Origin of the sequence: Nocardiopsis sp. RV163, assembly GCF_001029525.1 — a bacterium.
In the GTDB taxonomy this organism is placed as follows: domain Bacteria; phylum Actinomycetota; class Actinomycetes; order Streptosporangiales; family Streptosporangiaceae; genus Nocardiopsis; species Nocardiopsis dassonvillei.
The window spans coordinates 1,807-19,882 of sequence record NZ_LEKI01000007.1 but is presented as its reverse complement, the minus strand read 5'-3'; the positions used below and the strand labels follow the sequence as shown (position 1 = coordinate 19,882).

Annotated in this window: 10 protein-coding genes, 3 rRNA genes and 2 pseudogenes; 11 read left to right on the top strand and 4 right to left on the bottom strand. The window is 67.0% G+C overall.

From position 1 onward, the window contains the following. Window positions 1-45 precede the first annotated feature (45 nt). The 8 genes and pseudogenes from ABD54_RS02465 to rrf all read left to right on the top strand — a co-directional run bounded on the left by ABD54_RS02465 (window position 46) and on the right by rrf (window position 11,476). Window positions 46-522: a phage holin family protein gene (locus tag ABD54_RS02465; RefSeq protein WP_047867802.1), complete on the top strand. Its 477-nt coding sequence runs from the start codon at window positions 46-48 to the stop codon at window positions 520-522. 114 nt (window positions 523-636) lie between these two features. After that, window positions 637-1,386 (top strand): annotated as a pseudogene (locus ABD54_RS28750) (alpha/beta fold hydrolase); the annotation flags it as partial. Between the two features lie 96 nt (window positions 1,387-1,482). After that, window positions 1,483-2,016, top strand: coding sequence for a DUF309 domain-containing protein (locus ABD54_RS28745; protein ID WP_235431946.1), 534 nt, complete (start codon window positions 1,483-1,485; stop codon window positions 2,014-2,016). A gap of 607 nt (window positions 2,017-2,623) precedes the next feature. Beyond that, a complete protein-coding gene (locus tag ABD54_RS02455) occupies window positions 2,624-5,044 on the top strand; it encodes a sodium-translocating pyrophosphatase (RefSeq protein ID WP_047867800.1) in 2,421 nt (806 codons plus the stop codon). 200 nt (window positions 5,045-5,244) lie between these two features. After that, on the top strand, window positions 5,245-5,718 hold the full coding sequence (locus ABD54_RS02450) for a histidine phosphatase family protein (RefSeq protein WP_082166644.1): 474 nt from the start codon (window positions 5,245-5,247) through the stop codon (window positions 5,716-5,718). Between the two features lie 571 nt (window positions 5,719-6,289). Continuing rightward, window positions 6,290-7,822: ribosomal RNA gene (locus tag ABD54_RS02445) — 16S ribosomal RNA — on the top strand. A 337-nt stretch (window positions 7,823-8,159) separates the two neighbouring features. Further along, a 23S ribosomal RNA gene (locus ABD54_RS02440) occupies window positions 8,160-11,257 on the top strand. Window positions 11,258-11,360: 103 nt separating this feature from the next. Beyond that, a 5S ribosomal RNA gene (gene rrf, locus ABD54_RS02435) occupies window positions 11,361-11,476 on the top strand. The 16S, 23S and 5S rRNA genes sit together here, the layout of an rRNA operon. A gap of 127 nt (window positions 11,477-11,603) precedes the next feature. Here rrf and ABD54_RS02430 read toward each other — a convergent pair. From ABD54_RS02430 to ABD54_RS02415, 4 genes are all read right to left on the bottom strand, one after another. Then, window positions 11,604-12,671 carry a M23 family metallopeptidase gene (locus tag ABD54_RS02430; protein WP_082166643.1) on the bottom strand — a complete coding sequence of 356 codons (1,068 nt, stop codon included), beginning with the start codon at window positions 12,669-12,671 and terminating at the stop codon, window positions 11,604-11,606. 199 nt (window positions 12,672-12,870) lie between these two features. Continuing rightward, window positions 12,871-13,488, bottom strand: a complete 618-nt coding sequence (locus ABD54_RS02425; RefSeq protein ID WP_047867797.1) for a methylated-DNA--[protein]-cysteine S-methyltransferase — start codon at window positions 13,486-13,488, stop codon at window positions 12,871-12,873. Further along, on the bottom strand, window positions 13,485-15,086 hold the full coding sequence (locus ABD54_RS02420; RefSeq protein WP_152691974.1) for an AlkA N-terminal domain-containing protein: 1,602 nt from the start codon (window positions 15,084-15,086) through the stop codon (window positions 13,485-13,487). Before ABD54_RS02420 ends, ABD54_RS02425 begins: the two co-directional genes overlap by 4 nt. Window positions 15,087-15,242: 156 nt before the next feature. Continuing rightward, window positions 15,243-15,572 carry a hypothetical protein gene (locus ABD54_RS02415; protein WP_047867795.1) on the bottom strand — a complete coding sequence of 110 codons (330 nt, stop codon included), beginning with the start codon at window positions 15,570-15,572 and terminating at the stop codon, window positions 15,243-15,245. 147 nt (window positions 15,573-15,719) lie between these two features. Here ABD54_RS02415 and ABD54_RS02410 point away from each other — a divergent pair, with 147 nt between their 5' ends. The 3 genes and pseudogenes from ABD54_RS02410 to ABD54_RS02400 all read left to right on the top strand — a co-directional run. Beyond that, window positions 15,720-16,130: a cobalamin B12-binding domain-containing protein gene (locus ABD54_RS02410; protein WP_047867794.1), complete on the top strand. Its 411-nt coding sequence runs from the start codon at window positions 15,720-15,722 to the stop codon at window positions 16,128-16,130. 413 nt (window positions 16,131-16,543) lie between these two features. Further along, window positions 16,544-17,725, top strand: a complete 1,182-nt coding sequence (gene sucC / locus ABD54_RS02405; protein WP_047867793.1) for an ADP-forming succinate--CoA ligase subunit beta — start codon at window positions 16,544-16,546, stop codon at window positions 17,723-17,725. 14 nt (window positions 17,726-17,739) lie between these two features. Further along, window positions 17,740-18,076: pseudogene (locus ABD54_RS02400) on the top strand (succinate--CoA ligase subunit alpha); the annotation flags it as partial.

Below are 18,076 nucleotides of genomic sequence, written 5' to 3'. Positions count from 1 at the left end.
GGAGGATCATCCGTGCGTTCGGACCGAGAGAAGGGAAGCCCCACGATGGCGGAGAAGCCGGGTACCGGTGAACCTGGCGCCACCAGGGACACCGACCGTTCGATCAGCGAACTGGTCTCAGACGCCACGGGCAACATCTCCCGGCTGGTCAGCCTGGAGATCAAGCTGGCCAAGCTGGAGGCCAAGGCCGACGCGGCCAAGATCGGTAAGGGCGTCGCCGGTTTCGCCGTGGTCGGGGTCCTCGCCCACATCTTCGTCATCCTCCTCTCGGTGACCGGGGCCTTCGTCCTGTACGAGGTCGCCGGGCTCCCCGGCTGGGCCAGCTTCGGCATCGTCACCCTCGTCTACCTGCTGCTCGCCGCGGCCGTCGGGCTGTACGCGATCGCCACCCTGCGCAAGCGGGAGGGCCTCCAGCGCACCGCGCTGACCACCTCGCGCTTCGCCGGCATCCTGCGCGGCGACATCCGCCCGCCCTCGAACGCCGTCGAGACCGCCGAGGCGTCCGCTCCCGCGACCCGGTAGGCCCGCGCGTTGTTGGACGACTCGGCCGCCTACGTCGACGGCCCCTGGACCCACAGGACCGTCAGCGCGGCGGGAGCCCGGTTCCACGTCGCCGAGGCCGGTGACGGGCCGCTGGTGCTCCTCCTCCACGGCTTCCCTCAGTTCTGGTGGGCCTGGCGCGCCCAACTGACCGCGCTCGCCGACGCCGGTTACCGCGCGGTCGCCGCGGACCTGCGCGGATACGGCGCCAGCGACAAGACCCCGCGCGGCTACGACCTAGTCACCCTCGCCCAGGACGCCGCCGGACTGGTCCGCGCCCTCGGCTCGCGGGACGCGGCCGTGGTCGGGCACGGACTGGGCGGCCTCGTAGCCTGGACGATGACCGCCTACCATCCCGGCGCGGTGCGCGCCTTGGCAGCGGTGTCGTCGCCGCACCCGCTGCGCGCGGCCCGCGTCCTGGCCTCCGGCGGCCCCGGCGTCCGCCACATGCTCAGGGCGCAACTGCCGGTCCTCCCCGAGCACCGGCTCCTGAGCGACGGGTGCGAACGCGTGGGCGACCTGCTCCGGGCGTGGTCGGGCCCCGGCTGGCCCGACACCGAGGCCGAGGAGCACTACCGCCGCGCCTTCGCCGTCCCCAAGGTCTCCCACTGCTCCCTGGAGAGCCACCGCTGGATCTTCCGGTCGCGCTGGCGCACGGACGGACTCCGCTACAACGCGCGGATGCGCCGTGCCCCCGTGCGCGTCCCCGTCCTCCAGCTCCACGGGTCCCTGGACCCGGTGTGCCCGCCCGGACCGGCACGCGCCTCACGGGGTCTGGTGGCGGGGGCCTACCGTTGGAGGCAGGTTCACGGCGCGGGGCACTTCCCGCACGAGGAACGGCCGGAGGAGGTCTCCCGCGCGCTCGTCGAGTGGCTCGCGGAGGTCTCGACGGGGAGGCGGACGGAGTCCTCGCAGGCGAGGGGGAACGGCGGTGGGGTACTGATGGCGACGCAGACCGCGGGCGGGCACCGGGAGTCCGGGGGCCGCGGAGGCGGGCGGGACCGCAACGAGACCGGGCAGGCGCAGAACCAGCGCCCCCGGGACCGGTACGGACGCCCGATGCCGCACGGGAGCAGGGGCGAGGTGGAGCGGGTACCCGACGACGCCGAGTTCTCCGCGGAGGAAGGCCTGGAGGAGGCCCAGCGGCTGCTCGACGGCGGATACGCTTTCACCGCCCACGAAGTCCTCGAAGCGGTGTGGAAGTCCGCGCCCGGACCCGAGCGGGAGCTGTGGCGCGGCCTCGCCCAGACAGCGGTGGGGGTCACCCACGCGCAGCGGGGCAACATGGTCGGCGCGGCACGACTGCTGAGGCGGGGCGCGGACCGCGTGGAGCCGTTCGGACCGGACGCCCCCCACGGGGTGGACGTGGCGGGGGTGGCGGCGTTCGCCCGTGCCCTGGCCGACGACCTCGACGCCGGGCGCGCCCGTTCGGGTGACGGGATCGACCCTTCGGGGATGCGGCTGCTCGGCGGGTAGCCGCCGAACAGTCCGTTCTCCGGCTGACGCGGCCGGAGCCGGGCGGGCGTCGGCGCGGCCGCCCGCGACTCCCGCCGCAGACCGGCGGCGGGTCCCTCGTAGGGCCCTGTGGCACCAGCACCTCCTGTGACCAGTGAGGTCCGCGTGACCTGCGGGGCCCATTCCCTTTTTGTGGGCTTATGCGCGCTTTAGCGTTAACATAGCATTACAGCATTATGAGATGTTATATAAGCTGCATATCACTGAAAAAGACCTTTATCCTTCTCCTGAGATCACCGGAAGATCACATCTTCGGATTTTCTTGAGGAATGGCGGTCTCGGCTCTCACCTTTCTTTGTCGCCGTGCGTAGACTCCCCGGATCACCGCCCGTGAACACGCGGCACGGGCGGTACGCACCACAACCAAAGGTGGCACCGCTTCGACCCCGCCAAGCGTGCCGTCGAGCCAGCTCAGGCTCCTTCCGGACGGCGGTACGTCCACGGCCGCGAGGACCGGCGCCCACAGGGCGAGCCGTTCCGCGCGTTCTCCCGTGGACGGGGCCGAAAAGGTCGTGCCCGTCTCAAGGAGGACGGATTGTCTGGGCTCAACCTCGCCGCTGAAGGCGGCATGGCCCTATCACTGGCAGGCACCGACTTCACCCTCGTCATCATCGTCATGGTGGTGGCCCTTCTGGCACTCGCCGTCGCGGGCGTGCTGGTACGTGAGGTCCTCGCCGCAGGGCAGGGCACAGAGCGAATGCGCGGCATCGCGCTCGCGGTGCAGGAAGGAGCGGCGGCCTACCTCAAACGACAGTTCCGCACCCTCGCGGTCTTCGTCGTCCTCATCCCGCTCCTGCTGCTCCTGCTCCCCGCCGACTCGTGGGCCATCGCGATCGGCCGTTCGGTCTTCTTCGCCCTCGGCGCCCTGCTGTCGGCGGCGACCGGATTCATCGGCATGTGGCTCGCAGTGCGCGGCAACGTCCGGGTCGCCGCGGCCGCCCGGGGCGGTGACGACGCCTCCAACCGCACCGCCATGCGCATCGCCTTCCGGACCGGCGGAGTGGCGGGCATGATCACCGTCGGCCTCGGCCTGTTCGGCGCGGCCGTCGTCGTCCTCCTCTACCGGGGCGACGCCCCCATCGTCCTGGAGGGCTTCGGCTTCGGCGCGGCCCTCCTCGCCATGTTCATGCGCGTGGGCGGCGGCATCTTCACTAAGGCCGCCGACGTCGGCGCCGACCTCGTCGGCAAGGTCGAGCAGGGCATCCCCGAGGACGACCCCCGCAACGCGGCCACCATCGCCGACAACGTCGGCGACAACGTGGGCGACTGCGCCGGCATGGCCGCGGACCTGTTCGAGTCCTACGCGGTCGTGCTCGTCGCCTCACTGATCCTCGGCCGCGTCGCCTTCGGCACCGAGGGACTCGTGTTCCCGCTCCTCGTCCCCATGATCGGCGTGCTCACCGCCATCGTCGGCATCTTCCTGGTCGCCCCCCGCGCCAGGGACAAGACGGCGATGTCGGCGATCAACCGCGGGTTCTTCATCTCCGCGGCGATCTCCGCCGTGCTCGTCGTCGGCACCGCCTTCTGGTACCTGCCCTCCAGCTTCGACCAGCTCTCCGGAGTCAGCCCGCAGGTCCTGGCCGAGATCGAGGAGGCCGGGACCAACCCGGACCCCAGGATCCTCGCGGTCGTGGCGGTCCTCATCGGCCTCGTGCTCGCCGCCGCCATCCAACTGCTCACCGGCTACTTCACCGAGACCGACCGGCGCCCCGTCCGCGAGATCGGCGACAGCTCCGAGACCGGCGCGGCGACCGTCATCCTCTCCGGCATCTCCGTCGGCCTGGAGTCGGCCGTCTACTCCGCCCTCCTCATCGCTGGAGCGGTCTACGCCGCGTTCCTGCTCGGGGGCGGCTCCATCACCCTGAGCCTGTTCGCCGTCGCCCTCGCCGGAACCGGCCTGCTCACCACCGTCGGAATCATCGTGGCGATGGACACCTTCGGGCCGGTCTCCGACAACGCCCAGGGCATCGCGGAGATGTCCGGCGACGTGGAGGGCCCGGGCGCGGAGATCCTCACCGGGCTCGACGCCGTCGGCAACACCACCAAGGCCATCACCAAGGGCATCGCGATCGCGACCGCGGTCCTGGCCGCGACCGCGCTCTTCGGCGCCTTCCGCACCTCCGTGCAGGCCCAGCTCGGCGACGCCGACGAGGCGTTCTCGCTCTCACTGGACCAGCCCGACGTGCTCGTCGGCGTCATCATCGGCGCCAGCGTGGTGTTCTTCTTCTCCGGGCTCGCCATCATGGCGGTCGGCCGGGCCGCGGGCCGCGTGGTCATGGAGGTGCGCGACCAGTTCCGCACCCGCCCGGGGATCATGGACGGCACGGAGAAGCCCGAGTACGCGCGCGTGGTCGACATCTGCACCAAGGACTCGCTGCGGGAGCTGGTGACGCCGGGCCTGCTGGCCGTCCTCGCGCCGATCGCGGTCGGCTTCGCCCTCGGCTACGCCCCGCTGGGCGCCTTCCTGGGCGGCGCCATCGCCGCGGGCGTGCTCATGGCCGTCTTCCTCTCCAACTCGGGAGGCGCCTGGGACAACGCCAAGAAGCTGGTCGAGGACGGCCACCACGGCGGCAAGGGCTCGGAGGCCCACGCCGCCACGGTCATCGGCGACACGGTCGGCGACCCCTTCAAGGACACCGCGGGACCCGCCATCAACCCCCTGCTCAAGGTGATGAACCTCGTGGCCCTGATCGTGGCGCCCAGCGTGGTGATCTACGCCGACAACGTCGTCCTGCGGGCGGGGATCGCTGTGGCGGCCGTCGCCGTGCTCGTCGGCGCGATCCTGTGGTCCAAGCGCCGCGGGGGAGGCACCGAGACCGACCTCGCCGAGACCGGCGGCCGGTCCGCGCCCAAGGGCGCACCGGAGACCGGTGGAGGGGCCCCGCCGAAGGATGGGGTCTCCGCGGCCGGGGACGGCGGTGTCGGCGGGGACACCGCCGACGGCGCCGACGACCGCAAGGAGGAGGCCCGCGCCGGAGAGGGGAAGTAGGAGGGAGCACCGACCTCCGCGGCCGCCCGGGTATCCCCCGGGCGGCCGCGCCCGTATTCGGGCGGGGCCTAACCTGGGAACACAGCCGAGCGAGCGAAGGGGTGGTTCCCGGTGTCCGGGATGAAGGGACTGTTCGTCATCGTGGGAGTCATGGTGGCGTTCATCGCGGCCCTCTCCGTCGTCGCTACGGCGGTGTCCCCGTGAGCGGCGCGCGGAGGCTGCTGCTGATGCGGCACGCCCAGGCCGAGAACGGCTTCGAGGACTTCGAACGCGGTCTCACCGACCGGGGCCGGAGTCAGGCCGAGGCGGTCGGCCGCCTGCTCGCCGAGCGGGGGTACGTGCCCGACCACGTCATCTGCTCCGCGGCCAGGCGGACGCGGCAGACGCTGGACGGTGTGCTCGGGGCCATGGAACCGGGGGTCCGCCCGGAGGTGGACTACTCCGAGGCGGCGTACTCGGCGGGGGTGGACACACTCCTGGAGCTGGTGAACCAGGCGGATCCCGACGCGGGGACGGTCCTGGTCGTCGCGCACAACCCGACGGTGGCCCAGTTGGCCGGTGCCTTCCTCGGGAACCCGGTCGCCTATCCGCCGGCCACGGTCGCGGCCGTCGAGCTGGAGGTGGAGTGGCTCTACGCCGCCCCGGGAACCGGTTCCGGCACACTGCTCAACTAGTGTGACCCGGGACACGCTAACTTCGAGTTGCCAGACCCCCGGGGCGCGGGTAATGTACTCCGAGTCGCCACCGGACGGCTCAGGGCCGCGAGGGGTTGCGACACCCTTCCGAGCGAAACGAACGCGATTTTCTGCGGGCGTGCCGGATACCCCTCCTTCCTCCGCGGATAACCGTTCCGAGCACTGCTTCGGTGCGGGTAAACTCGGAGGCGCTTCCAAGGAAACACGGAAGCGGAACAGGAAACGGGCTTTACCCCGAACGGGAACACCACAAACCGCCGATTTGGCGGGGCGCGGAACACCTGATAAAGTAAAGACACAACAAAGCGGAAACGCACAACGCCTTCGGCGGAAAAGCTCACAGCAGCTTGTACACGAAGAGCGGTTGTTTCTTGAGAACTCAACAGCGCGTGTTTGATTTTCTTTAAGCCATGTTTGTTTTGGCCCCGTCACACAGAACCATCCGGTTCGTGTGCGGAGGTTCCTTTGATTAGCCGGGGTGACCCGGTTGGTCAGGATTACTTCTAGGTTTACCCGCCCAGGCCGCACGGCCGGGTCGGGTTGAGTGACCTTTATGGAGAGTTTGATCCTGGCTCAGGACGAACGCTGGCGGCGTGCTTAACACATGCAAGTCGAGCGGTAAGGCCCTTCGGGGTACACGAGCGGCGAACGGGTGAGTAACACGTGAGCAACCTGCCCCTGACTCCGGGATAAGCGGTGGAAACGCCGTCTAATACCGGATACGACCCGCCACCTCATGGTGGAGGGTGGAAAGTTTTTCGGTCAGGGATGGGCTCGCGGCCTATCAGCTTGTTGGTGGGGTAACGGCCTACCAAGGCGATTACGGGTAGCCGGCCTGAGAGGGCGACCGGCCACACTGGGACTGAGACACGGCCCAGACTCCTGCGGGAGGCAGCAGTGGGGAATATTGCGCAATGGGCGAAAGCCTGACGCAGCGACGCCGCGTGGGGGATGACGGCCTTCGGGTTGTAAACCTCTTTTACCACCAACGCAGGCTCCCAGTTCTCTGGGGGTTGACGGTAGGTGGGGAATAAGGACCGGCTAACTACGTGCCAGCAGCCGCGGTAATACGTAGGGTCCGAGCGTTGTCCGGAATTATTGGGCGTAAAGAGCTCGTAGGCGGCGTGTCGCGTCTGCTGTGAAAGACCGGGGCTTAACTCCGGTTCTGCAGTGGATACGGGCATGCTAGAGGTAGGTAGGGGAGACTGGAATTCCTGGTGTAGCGGTGAAATGCGCAGATATCAGGAGGAACACCGGTGGCGAAGGCGGGTCTCTGGGCCTTACCTGACGCTGAGGAGCGAAAGCATGGGGAGCGAACAGGATTAGATACCCTGGTAGTCCATGCCGTAAACGTTGGGCGCTAGGTGTGGGGACTTTCCACGGTTTCCGCGCCGTAGCTAACGCATTAAGCGCCCCGCCTGGGGAGTACGGCCGCAAGGCTAAAACTCAAAGGAATTGACGGGGGCCCGCACAAGCGGCGGAGCATGTTGCTTAATTCGACGCAACGCGAAGAACCTTACCAAGGTTTGACATCACCCGTGGACTCGCAGAGATGTGAGGTCATTTAGTTGGCGGGTGACAGGTGGTGCATGGCTGTCGTCAGCTCGTGTCGTGAGATGTTGGGTTAAGTCCCGCAACGAGCGCAACCCTTGTTCCATGTTGCCAGCACGTAATGGTGGGGACTCATGGGAGACTGCCGGGGTCAACTCGGAGGAAGGTGGGGATGACGTCAAGTCATCATGCCCCTTATGTCTTGGGCTGCAAACATGCTACAATGGCCGGTACAATGGGCGTGCGATACCGTAAGGTGGAGCGAATCCCTAAAAGCCGGTCTCAGTTCGGATTGGGGTCTGCAACTCGACCCCATGAAGGTGGAGTCGCTAGTAATCGCGGATCAGCAACGCCGCGGTGAATACGTTCCCGGGCCTTGTACACACCGCCCGTCACGTCATGAAAGTCGGCAACACCCGAAACTTGCGGCCTAACCCCTTGTGGGAGGGAGTGAGTGAAGGTGGGGCTGGCGATTGGGACGAAGTCGTAACAAGGTAGCCGTACCGGAAGGTGCGGCTGGATCACCTCCTTTCTAAGGAGTCTTGACAGGTCGGCGTTACTTCTACAGCCGGCCGGACTCGAAAGTGGACCCGGCAGTATGCAGCACCTTCGGGTGCAGGCTGTTCGGGAGTGGCTGAAGATGAATCGAACTTGACCTCGGGCGACTAGAAGCGTCCGGGGGCGCGCTGTTGGGTGTCTGAGGAAACAACCTCCGCTCCGTTGTGGAGTGGGTGTTGGTTCCCGCGGACCGCCTTCGAGAACTCCCGGTTGTCGTCAGGACGAGGATCCTGGTGGCCGGTGTGGTGTCGGGGTGTGCGGTTGGTGTTTTGATTTGTGAATAGTGTGCGCGAGCATCTTATTATCTGTAGTGGCCAAGTGATAGTGGCACACGGTGGATGCCTTGGCACCAGGCGCCGATGAAGGACGTGGGAGGCCGCGATAGGCCACGGGGAGCTGTCAACCGAGCTGTGATCCGTGGGTGTCCGAATGGGGAAACCTAGCCCGAGTTGTGTCGGGTTGCCGCCACCTGAATGTATAGGGTGGTTGGTGGTGACGCGGGGAAGTGAAACATCTCAGTACCCGTAGGAAGAGTAAACAACAGTGATTCTCCTAGTAGTGGTGAGCGAACGGGGAAGAGGCTAAACCGTAGGCGTGTGATAGACGGCAGTCGTTGCGTTTGCGGGGTTGTGGGATGCGTCTGTCTGGGTCTGCCGACTCAGAGCGCTGAGTGGTTCTTGTAGCTGAAACCGTTGGGAAGCGGTACCGGAGTGGGTGAGAGTCCCGTAGGTGTAGGAAGAACCTAGGTGTTGGACGTATTCCCGAGTAGCGCGGAGCCCGTGAAAGTCCGTGTGAATCTGGCAGGACCACCTGCTAAGCCAAAATACGTCCTGGTGACCGATAGTGCACTAGTACCGTGAGGGAAAGGTGAAAAGTGCCCCGGTGAGGGGTCGTGAAATAGTACCTGAAACCGTGTGCTGTCAAGCCGTCAGAGCTGAAGCTTGTCTTTGGTGATGGCGTGCCTTTTGAAGAATGAGCCTGCGAGTCATGGTGTGTGGCGAGGTTAACCCGGGTGGGGTAGCCGTAGGGAAACCGAGTCTGAATAGGGCGATTTGAGTCGCATGCTGTGGACCCGAAGCGGAGTGATCTACCCATGTCCAGGGTGAAGCGGGGGTAAGACCTCGTGGAGGCCCGAACCCACCAGGGTTGAAAACCTGGGGGATGAGGTGTGGGTAGGGGTGAAAGGCCAATCAAACTCCGTGATAGCTGGTTCTCCCCGAAATGCATTTAGGTGCAGCGTCGCGTGTTTCTTGCTGGAGGTAGAGCTACTGTTTGGCTGATGGGCCCGACAAGGTTACTGACGTCAGACAAACTCCGAATGCCGGTGAAGTGAAGCGCGGCAGTGAGACTGCGGGGGATAAGCTTCGTAGTCGAGAGGGAAACAGCCCAGATCATCAGCTAAGGCCCCTAAGCGTGTGCTAAGTGGGAAAGGTTGTGGAGTTGCTGAGACAACCAGGAGGTTGGCTTAGAAGCAGCCATCCTTTAAAGAGTGCGTAATAGCTCACTGGTCAAGTGGTTCTGCGCCGATAATGTAGCGGGGCTAAAGCACACCGCCGAAGCTGTGAAGCTCAAGACTAGATTCTTGGGTTGGTAGGGGAGCGTCGTGCGTCCGGTGAAGCTGCCGAGTGATCGTGTGGTGGAGGGCGTGCGAGTGAGAATGCAGGCATGAGTAGCGAAAGCAACGTGAGAAACGTTGCCGCCGATTGACTAAGGGTTCCTGGGGCAGGTTAATCCGCCCAGGGTGAGTCTGGACCTAAGGCGAGGCCGACAGGCGTAGTCGATGGATAACGGGTTGATATTCCCGTACCCGTGCACGAGCGTCCAGTACTGAATCAGGTGATGCTAACCACGCTGGTTCTTGGTGGTTCCTTCGGGAGCTGCCGGTGAACTGGTCTGGGAACCGAGCTTGTAGTAGGTAAGTGATGGGGTGACGCAGGAGGGTAGCTCTACCCGGCGGTGGTTGTCCGGGGGTAAGCGTGTAGGCCGGTGTGTTGGCAAATCCGCACACCATGGAGGCTGAGACGTGATGCCGAGCCGTTTTTGGTGAAGTGAGTGATCCCATGCTGTCGAGAAAAGCCTCTAGCGAGTTCGTGTGTGGCCAGTACCCTAAACCGACGCAGGTGGTCAGGTAGAGAATACCGAGGCGTTCGGGTGAACCATGGTTAAGGAACTCGGCAAATTGTCCCCGTAACTTTGGGAGAAGGGGAGCCCTGTCTGGTGATGGATCTTGCATCCTGAGCTGGGTGGGGTCGCAGATAGCGGGGGGAAGCGACTGTTTATTAAAAACACAGGTCCGTGCGAAGTCGTAAGACGCTGTATACGGACTGACGCCTGCCCGGTGCTGGAACGTTAAGAGGACTGGTTAGTGGGGGTTCGCCCCTGCGAAGCTGGGAATCTAAGCGCCAGTAAACGGCGGTGGTAACTATAACCATCCTAAGGTAGCGAAATTCCTTGTCGGGTAAGTTCCGACCTGCACGAATGGCGTAACGACTTCCCCACTGTCTCAACCATGGGCCCGGTGAAATTGCACTACGAGTAAAGATGCTCGTTTCGCGCAGCAGGACGGAAAGACCCCGGGACCTTCACTATAGCTTGACATTGGTGTTTGGGATGGTTTGTGTAGGATAGGTGGGAGCCGGTGAAGCTGTCACGCTAGTGGCGGTGGAGGCGTTGGTGAAATACCACTCTGACTGTTTCGGGCATCTAACTTTGGACCGTGATCCGGTTCGGGGACAGTGTCTGGTGGGTAGTTTAACTGGGGCGGTTGCCTCCCAAAGAGTAACGGAGGCGCCCAAAGGTTCCCTCAGCCTGGTTGGTAATCAGGTGTTGAGTGTAAGTGCACAAGGGAGCTTGACTGTGAGACGGACGTGTCGAGCAGGAGCGAAAGCTGGGACTAGTGATCCGGCACCGGCGTGTGGAAGCGGTGTCGCTCAACGGCTAAAAGGTACCCCGGGGATAACAGGCTGATCTTCCCCAAGAGTCCATATCGACGGGATGGTTTGGCACCTCGATGTCGGCTCGTCGCATCCTGGGGCTGGAGTTGGTCCCAAGGGTTGGGCTGTTCGCCCATTAAAGCGGCACGCGAGCTGGGTTTAGAACGTCGTGAGACAGTTCGGTCCCTATCCGCTGTGCGCGTTGGAGACTTGAGAAGGGCTGTCCCTAGTACGAGAGGACCGGGACGGACGAACCTCTGGTGTGCCAGTTGTCCTGCCAAGGGCATGGCTGGTTGGCTACGTTCGGGAGGGATAACCGCTGAAAGCATCTAAGCGGGAAGCTTGCTTCGAGATGAGGTCTCCTGCCTCCTTGAGGGGGTAAGGCTCCCTATAGACGATGGGGTTGATAGGCCGGGTGTGGAAGCCCTGTGAGGGGTGGAGCTGACCGGTACTAATAGGCCGAGGGCTTGTCCGCTGCAGATAATTGGATGTTCGCGCACGTTGTTCACGGAGTTTGCTGCTCGCTGTGATTCCCTGCCTTGTGGGGTGGGTGGAGTTGGGTGGGTGGTGTGTGGTTTCCGTGGTGGTTATTGCTGGAGGGTCACACCCGGTCTCTTTCCGAACCCGGTCGTTAAGTCTCTTTGCGCTGATGGTACTGCCCTGTGGTGGGGTGGGAGAGTAGGTCGCTGCCACGGTTTTTCTTGGGGGGGTCGCCTGTGGGCGGCCCCTCTTTTTTTGTGTGGGGGGAGGGGTGCCTGCGGGCGGCCCCTGACCCCCCCTTTTTTACGAGCTTACATGTGCGCTTGTGAAATCAGTGGGCGCCTAGAACCCGTAGTTGTACATCGAGCCGCCCGGATAGACGGTTCCGACACCGTTGCGGTAGGCGTAGCCGCCGTAGGCGGCGCCCTCCACGAAGGTCCAGCCGCCCAGGGTCCTGCCGTGCAGGGCGACGTACCAGCCGGCGGCGTTGGGGTCGCTGTACCCCCGCAGTGAGAAGTGGATGTGCGCACCGGTCGTCGAGCCGCCGGCGCAGAGGCTGTTGCCCTGGGTGCCCAGATAGTGGCCGACCCCGACGTTGTTGCCGGGCAGCCACTGGTAGTTCTCCAGGTGGTAGTAGTCCGTGGAGTACCCGTTGTCGTGGATCACCCGCGTCCAGCCGGTGCACAGGCTGTAGGCGTAGCCGCCGCGGGCCGCGCGGGCCTGGCCGCTGCCGCCCGCGAAATCCACCGAGCTGTAGGGACGGCCGCCGCTGTTGCCGTGCGGTCCTCCCGTCATGATCATCGAAGAGCCGATGGCGAACGGCAGGCCGACACCGGTGTAGCTGCTGGTGGAGACTCCGGAGGGGTCCGTCGAGGCCGCGACGGTCTCCCGTTCCTCCTCCTCCAGCAGCGCGGAGTCGGCCAGGATGGACGAGAACTCCTCGGTCCCCTCCAACCCCACCGTCCACGCGGACCCCTCGTAGTCGGCGGCGAACAGCCAGGCGTAGGGGCTCTCGTCCACGTTCATGGGCGCGGTCACGATGGCTACGCCGAACGCCGCGCCGTCGGCGGCCTCGCGGACGTCGACCCGCACGTCGCGCTCCTGGCGGGAGAGCGCGCCGAGGGACGAATTCCGTTCACGCAGGACGTCGGCGACCACCGATTCGGCCAGGACGTCCTCGGCGGACGCGGCGGCAGACCCGCCCGGGAGGGCTTCGGCCGTACCGCTGTCGACGGTGATCTCGACGTTGTCAGCAGAGGTGAGCGGAGTTTGCGCCGTGATCGGTTGGGCGTGGGCGGTGGAGGCGGTGACGGCCAGGACGGCAGAGGCCGTGACGGCCACGGCTGCGACGCTCAGGGGGCGGGTTCTGGACACCGGGGAACGGAGACCGGGGGTGGCAGGGGGTGGCAACTCTTCTCCTTGTGGGGTGGAGTCATCGGTACCGTGCGCGCAGGGGTGAGAGCACACAGTTACCGAAGAGTAATGACGAGTCCGCACCCCGACAAGGGGTGCAAGAGCGGCATTTCACGCAGTGCCACCGCAGGTGCCGCTCACAGTTGAAGGCCCCGCTCCCGCACCCGGGAACGGGGCCGACGGCTACCTCACCAGATCAGCGGATGCCCGCGACCCTGCCCTCCAGGCCCAAGAGGAACTCCTTGCGCTCCAGGCCGCCCGCGTACCCGGTGAGCGAACCGTTCGCACCGATCACGCGGTGGCACGGCACGATGATGCTGATCGGGTTGCGACCGTTGGCCGTGCCCACGGCCCGGGAGGCGGTCGGCCTCCCCAGCTCCTCCGCCAACTGGCCGTAGCTCGCGGTCTCTCCGAAGGGGATGGCCGTCAACGCCGCCCACACCTTCAACTGCCAGTCGGTCCCCACTGGGGCCAGCGGCAGGGAGAACTCGCGCAGTTCGCCAGCGAAGTACTCCTTCAACTGCTTCTCGGCGTCGGCGAACGGCTCGTGATCGGCCACCCAGTCCTGCGGGACCATCCGCGTCCGCCCGTCCTTGGCCGGGGTGAGCACGCCGGCCAGAGCCGCGCCGTCACCGAACAGGGTCAGATCGCCCACCGGTGACGGCATCGTCGTGTACCGCGTCGGACCGGGCAAGGGAGCGCGGAACTCCACCGCCGCCACCCTCGGGGGCGCCTTCGGCTCCAAATCGAACGCCAGCATGCCCTGTTCCTCCTGCCCCGGTCCGCCGACCGCCTGTGCCTGCCGTGTGCTCATGCCGATTCCTTCCGTTCCCGACGTTGCCTCGAAACACCCCGTACGCCCTCCGGTGCGACCACCGCTGCCCGAACGGCCGTGCTCCCCCGCTCCCTGTCGGCCAACGACGCCCACAGCGCGTGGTTGGCGTAGGACCGCCACGGGCTCCACCCCCTGGCCCCGCGCGCGGCGGCCGCGGGGGTCGCCCGCCTGCCCCCCGCCTCCAGCGCCATCCGCACGCCCAGGTCGCCGTGCAGGAACACGTCCGGATCGCCCAGACCCCGCATGCGCACGTAACCGGCGGTCCAGGGACCGATGCCGCGCAGCTCCACCAGACGCCGTTCGACCTCGTCCCGGTCGCACCCGGGCCCCAGATCGATCCACTGCGAGGCGACCGCCTCGCACAGCCCAGCCAGGGCGCGTCCCCGCGCGACCGGGATGGAGAAACCGGCCGGGTCGGCGGCGGCGAGCGCGTCAGGGGAGGGGAACACGTGGGTGAGTCCCCCTCCCGGCGCCTCCAGGCCCGGGGCGAGCGGTTCGCCGAACCGCTCCACCAGCCGTCCCGCCAGCGTGCGGGCCGCGCGCACCGACACCTGTTGGCCGAGGACCGCCCGGACCGCCAGTTCGGCCGGGTCCACGTGCCCCGGCGACCGCAGCCCCGGGTGGGCGGCCACGATCGGTCCCAGGAGGGGGTCGCCGCCCAGTGCCTCGGCCACCGCACCCGGATCGGCGTCCAAGTCGAGCAGCCTGCGGCACCTGCGCACGGCACTGGTCAGGTCGCGCGCCTCCGACAGCCGCAGACGGCACAGCACGTGACCTCCGCCGGTTCCGGCCCCCTCGGACAGCTCCACCACGGCGGGGCCGTGCGCCAGCACCAGCGTCCTGCGGTAGACCCCGTCCCGGTACTCCTCCACGCCCGGCACCGCGCGGTCTCCGAGGAAACTCAGCATCCCGGCAAGGTCGATCGGCTCCCGGTAGGGCAGCCGCAGCGTGACCGTCCCCGGCTCGGTGACCGGAGCGCCGGCGCCCCCCGGACCCGTCCCCGCGCCGGCCGACGCACGCCTACCGCCCATGGCCCGCATCCCTGTGGGGGAGCGGCCGAACACCGCGCGCATCGTCTCGTTGAACTGGCGCACACTCGCGAACCCCGCGGCGAAGGCGACGTCCGCCATCGGCATGTCCGTGGTCTCCACCAGCACCCGCGCCGTCTGCGCGCGCTCGGTCCGGGCCAGGGCCAGCGGCCCCGCGCCCACCTCGGCCGACAGCAGCCGGTTGAGCTGGCGTTCGCTGTAGCCGACCGCCGAGGCCAGGGCGCTGACGCCGCCCCGGTCCACGGCGCCGTCCTGGATGAGGCGCATCGCGCGGCCGACCACGTCAGCCCTCAGGTTCCACTCCGGCGAGCCGGGGGTCAGGTCGGGGCGGCACCGCTTGCAGGCGCGGAACCCCGACTCCTGGGCGGCCGCGGCGGTCGGGAAGAAGCGGACGTTGGCGCGTTTGGGGGTGACGGCCGGGCAGCTCGGACGGCAGTAGATACCCGTGGTGCGCACGGCTGTGTAGAAGACGCCGTCGAAGCGGGCGTCCCTGCTGTGTACGGCGCGGTAGCGCTGGTCATCGTCCATCACGCCATCCATGTTCGCCGACACGCCACACCGAAGCTGGCGGTTTTCGGACATCGACGCGCGTGCTCCCCGGCTCCGGTGCGGAGGGGCCCGCCGCCTCCGGGACGGACGACCCCGCGGGCTCACCGGTCCGGATGGCCGCCGCCTACGAGGGGCTCAGGTGGCCCCGGCGTCCCCGTCCCCGTCCTCGGCCACGTCCTCGGCGGTCTCACCGTGGTCGAGGAGGTACTGCACGTACACCGGGCGCAACGCCTCCTGGACTCCCGTGTCGGTCTCGGCGGACAGCGCCTCGTACACGAAACCGGACAACTGGGCGACGCTCGCCTCACTGGCCTCCTCGTTGCCCGCCGCCGCCTCGGCCGCCGGGATCAGTCTGAGGAGCCGCCAGAAGAAGCGCAGGTCCCACCGCTGCCGTGCCAGTTCGACGGCGCGGTCCCGCAGGTCCTCTGTGCTGGTCTGGTCGAATTCGGTGACATCGTCTCCCATGTTCGGACGATACCCGTCCCCGCACCCGCCACCCGACAGTGACCTGCGTTACCCTTCATCCGAGTTCATCGTCTCGTCCCCGCGCGCCCGGGGGCCTCCCACAAGGAGGGCCGGGCGGTCGGGGGGAACACTCGTGAGGGGTTTGCCATGGCCGAGGGCGCAGCACGGATCGTCGTAGCCAAACCGGGGCTGGACGGGCACGACCGCGGTGTCAAGATCGTGGCCCGCGTGCTGCGTGACGCCGGGGTCGAGGTCATCTACACGGGCCTGCGTCAGACGCCCGAGATGATCGTGGCGGCCGCGCTCCAGGAAGACGCCGACGCCATCGGCCTGTCCGTGCTCTCCGGCGCCCACATGACCATGTTCTCCCGGGTCCTGGAACTGCTCAAGGAGAACGGCGCGGAGGACATCCGGGTGTTCGGCGGCGGGATCATCCCCGACGCCGACGTCGCCGAGCTCGAACGCCTGGGCGTCGCCAAGATCTTCACTCCGGGCGCTCCGACTTCGGAGATCGCCGACTGGGTGCGGGAGAACGTCCGCCCGGCGCACGCGGCCTGAGCCCCTCACGCGCCAGCGGAGTTCCGATCGGCCCCGCCTCCGCCGGGTGATGTTGGTCGCACCCGTTGCGGGGTGCGTATCCGGGCGAAAGGCGCCCCCGTGGTGTTATGTCGTGTCCCTGGTCACATATTTTCCCATGCGGGTGCTTCCGCGACGCCGCCTGAGCGGCTTTTGGGACGGGCCGGGGCCGGTCAACCCGGCCCCCGGTGTCTGGCGGCCGGATTTCGGGCGACTAAGCTTTGCGCATGTCGCGGGTGGCAACGCCGCGGCGATCTCGATCTTCTGTAAGCGGCGCAGCCCGCGGGGTTGTGCCTCGTGCGCCCCGTGTGACACGTGTCAGTGGGTCACAGCCGATCCGGACGAGGCCACCCCGGTAGACATCCTGAGCCAGCGAGTTACAAGGACGGACCCTCGTGGACCTGTTCGAATACCAGGCGAAGCAACTCTTCGCAGAGTACGGGGTTCCCGTACCCCAGGGGAAGGTGGCGAGCACGGCCGCTGAGGCGCGTGCCATCGCTGATGAGTTCGCCGCCGCCGGTAAGCCCCGCGTCGTCGTCAAGGCGCAGGTCAAGACCGGTGGTCGCGGCAAGGCCGGCGGCGTCAAGGTCGCCGATGGCCCCGAGGACGCCCAGGCCAAGGCCGAACAGATCCTCGGCATGGACATCAAGGGCCACACGGTCCACCGCGTCCTCATCGAGGAGGCCTCCGACATCGCGGAGGAGTACTACTTCTCCTTCCTGCTGGACCGCGCGAACCGCACCTTCCTGGCCATCTGCTCGGCCGAGGGCGGCGTGGACATCGAGGAGGTCGCCGAGACCAACCCCGACGCCGTCGCCAAGTTCCCGGTCGACGCCCTGACCGGCGCTCCCGCCAGCATCGCGGCGGAGATCGTCAAGGCGGGCAAGCTGCCCGAGGCCGCCGCCGAGGGCGCGGCCGAGGTCGTCACCAAGCTGTGGGACGCCTTCGTCGGCAAGGACGCGACCCTCGTCGAGGTGAACCCGCTCATCCTGACCAAGGACGGCCGGGTCGTCGCCCTGGACGGCAAGGTCACCCTGGACGAGAACGCCGAGTTCCGCCAGGACCTGGAGAGCCTCACCTTCGCCGAGGAGGGTGACCCCCTGGAGGTCGCCGCCAAGGCCAAGGGCCTCAACTACGTCAAGCTCGACGGCGAGGTCGGCATCATCGGCAACGGCGCGGGCCTGGTCATGTCCACCCTGGACGTGGTCGCCTACGCCGGCGAGGCCCACGGCGGCGTCAAGCCCGCCAACTTCCTGGACATCGGCGGCGGCGCCTCGGCCGAGGTCATGGCCAACGGCCTGGACATCATCCTGGGCGACCCCTCGGTCAAGAGCGTGTTCGTCAACGTCTTCGGCGGCATCACCGCCTGCGACGCGGTGGCCAACGGCATCGTCCAGGCCCTGGAGCTGCTCGAGAGCCGCGGCGACGACGTCAGCAAGCCGCTGGTCGTGCGGCTGGACGGCAACAACGCCGAGTTGGGCCGCGAGATCCTCACCAAGCGGGCCCACCCGGCCGTGCGACAGGTCGACACGATGGACGGCGCCGCCGCTCAGGCCGCCGAGCTCGCGGCGAAGTAGGGGAAACAAACACCATGGCTATCTTCCTCAACAAGGACAGCAAGGTACTCGTCCAGGGCATGACGGGCTCTGAGGGCACCAAGCACACCCGGCGCATGCTCGCCTCGGGCACCACGGTCGTGGGCGGGGTCAACCCCCGCAAGGCCGGTCAGAAGGTCGACTTCGACGGCACCGAGGTGCCCGTCTTCGGTTCGGTGGCCGAGGGCATGGCCGCCACCGGAGCCGACGTCACCGTCATCTTCGTGCCGCCCAAGTTCTCGCGTGAGGCGGTCTTCGAGGCCGTGGACGCCGGGATCGGGCTGGCCGTGGTCATCACCGAGGGCATCCCGGTGCACGACACGGCCGCGTTCT

Bases quoted from the DNA above. Each gene is read 5' to 3' on its own strand.
- ABD54_RS02425 (WP_047867797.1), bottom strand. From the start codon at position 13,488: ATGAGCACACGGCAGGCACAGGCGGTCGGCGGACCGGGGCAGGAGGAA.
- ABD54_RS02420 (WP_152691974.1), bottom strand. From the start codon at position 15,086: ATGGACGATGACCAGCGCTACCGCGCCGTACACAGCAGGGACGCCCGC.
- ABD54_RS02455 (WP_047867800.1), top strand. From the start codon at position 2,624: ATGGCCCTATCACTGGCAGGCACCGACTTCACCCTCGTCATCATCGTC.
- ABD54_RS28745 (WP_235431946.1), top strand. From the start codon at position 1,483: ATGGCGACGCAGACCGCGGGCGGGCACCGGGAGTCCGGGGGCCGCGGA.
- ABD54_RS02465 (WP_047867802.1), top strand. From the start codon at position 46: ATGGCGGAGAAGCCGGGTACCGGTGAACCTGGCGCCACCAGGGACACC.
- ABD54_RS02410 (WP_047867794.1), top strand. From the start codon at position 15,720: ATGGCCGAGGGCGCAGCACGGATCGTCGTAGCCAAACCGGGGCTGGAC.
- ABD54_RS02415 (WP_047867795.1), bottom strand. From the start codon at position 15,572: ATGGGAGACGATGTCACCGAATTCGACCAGACCAGCACAGAGGACCTG.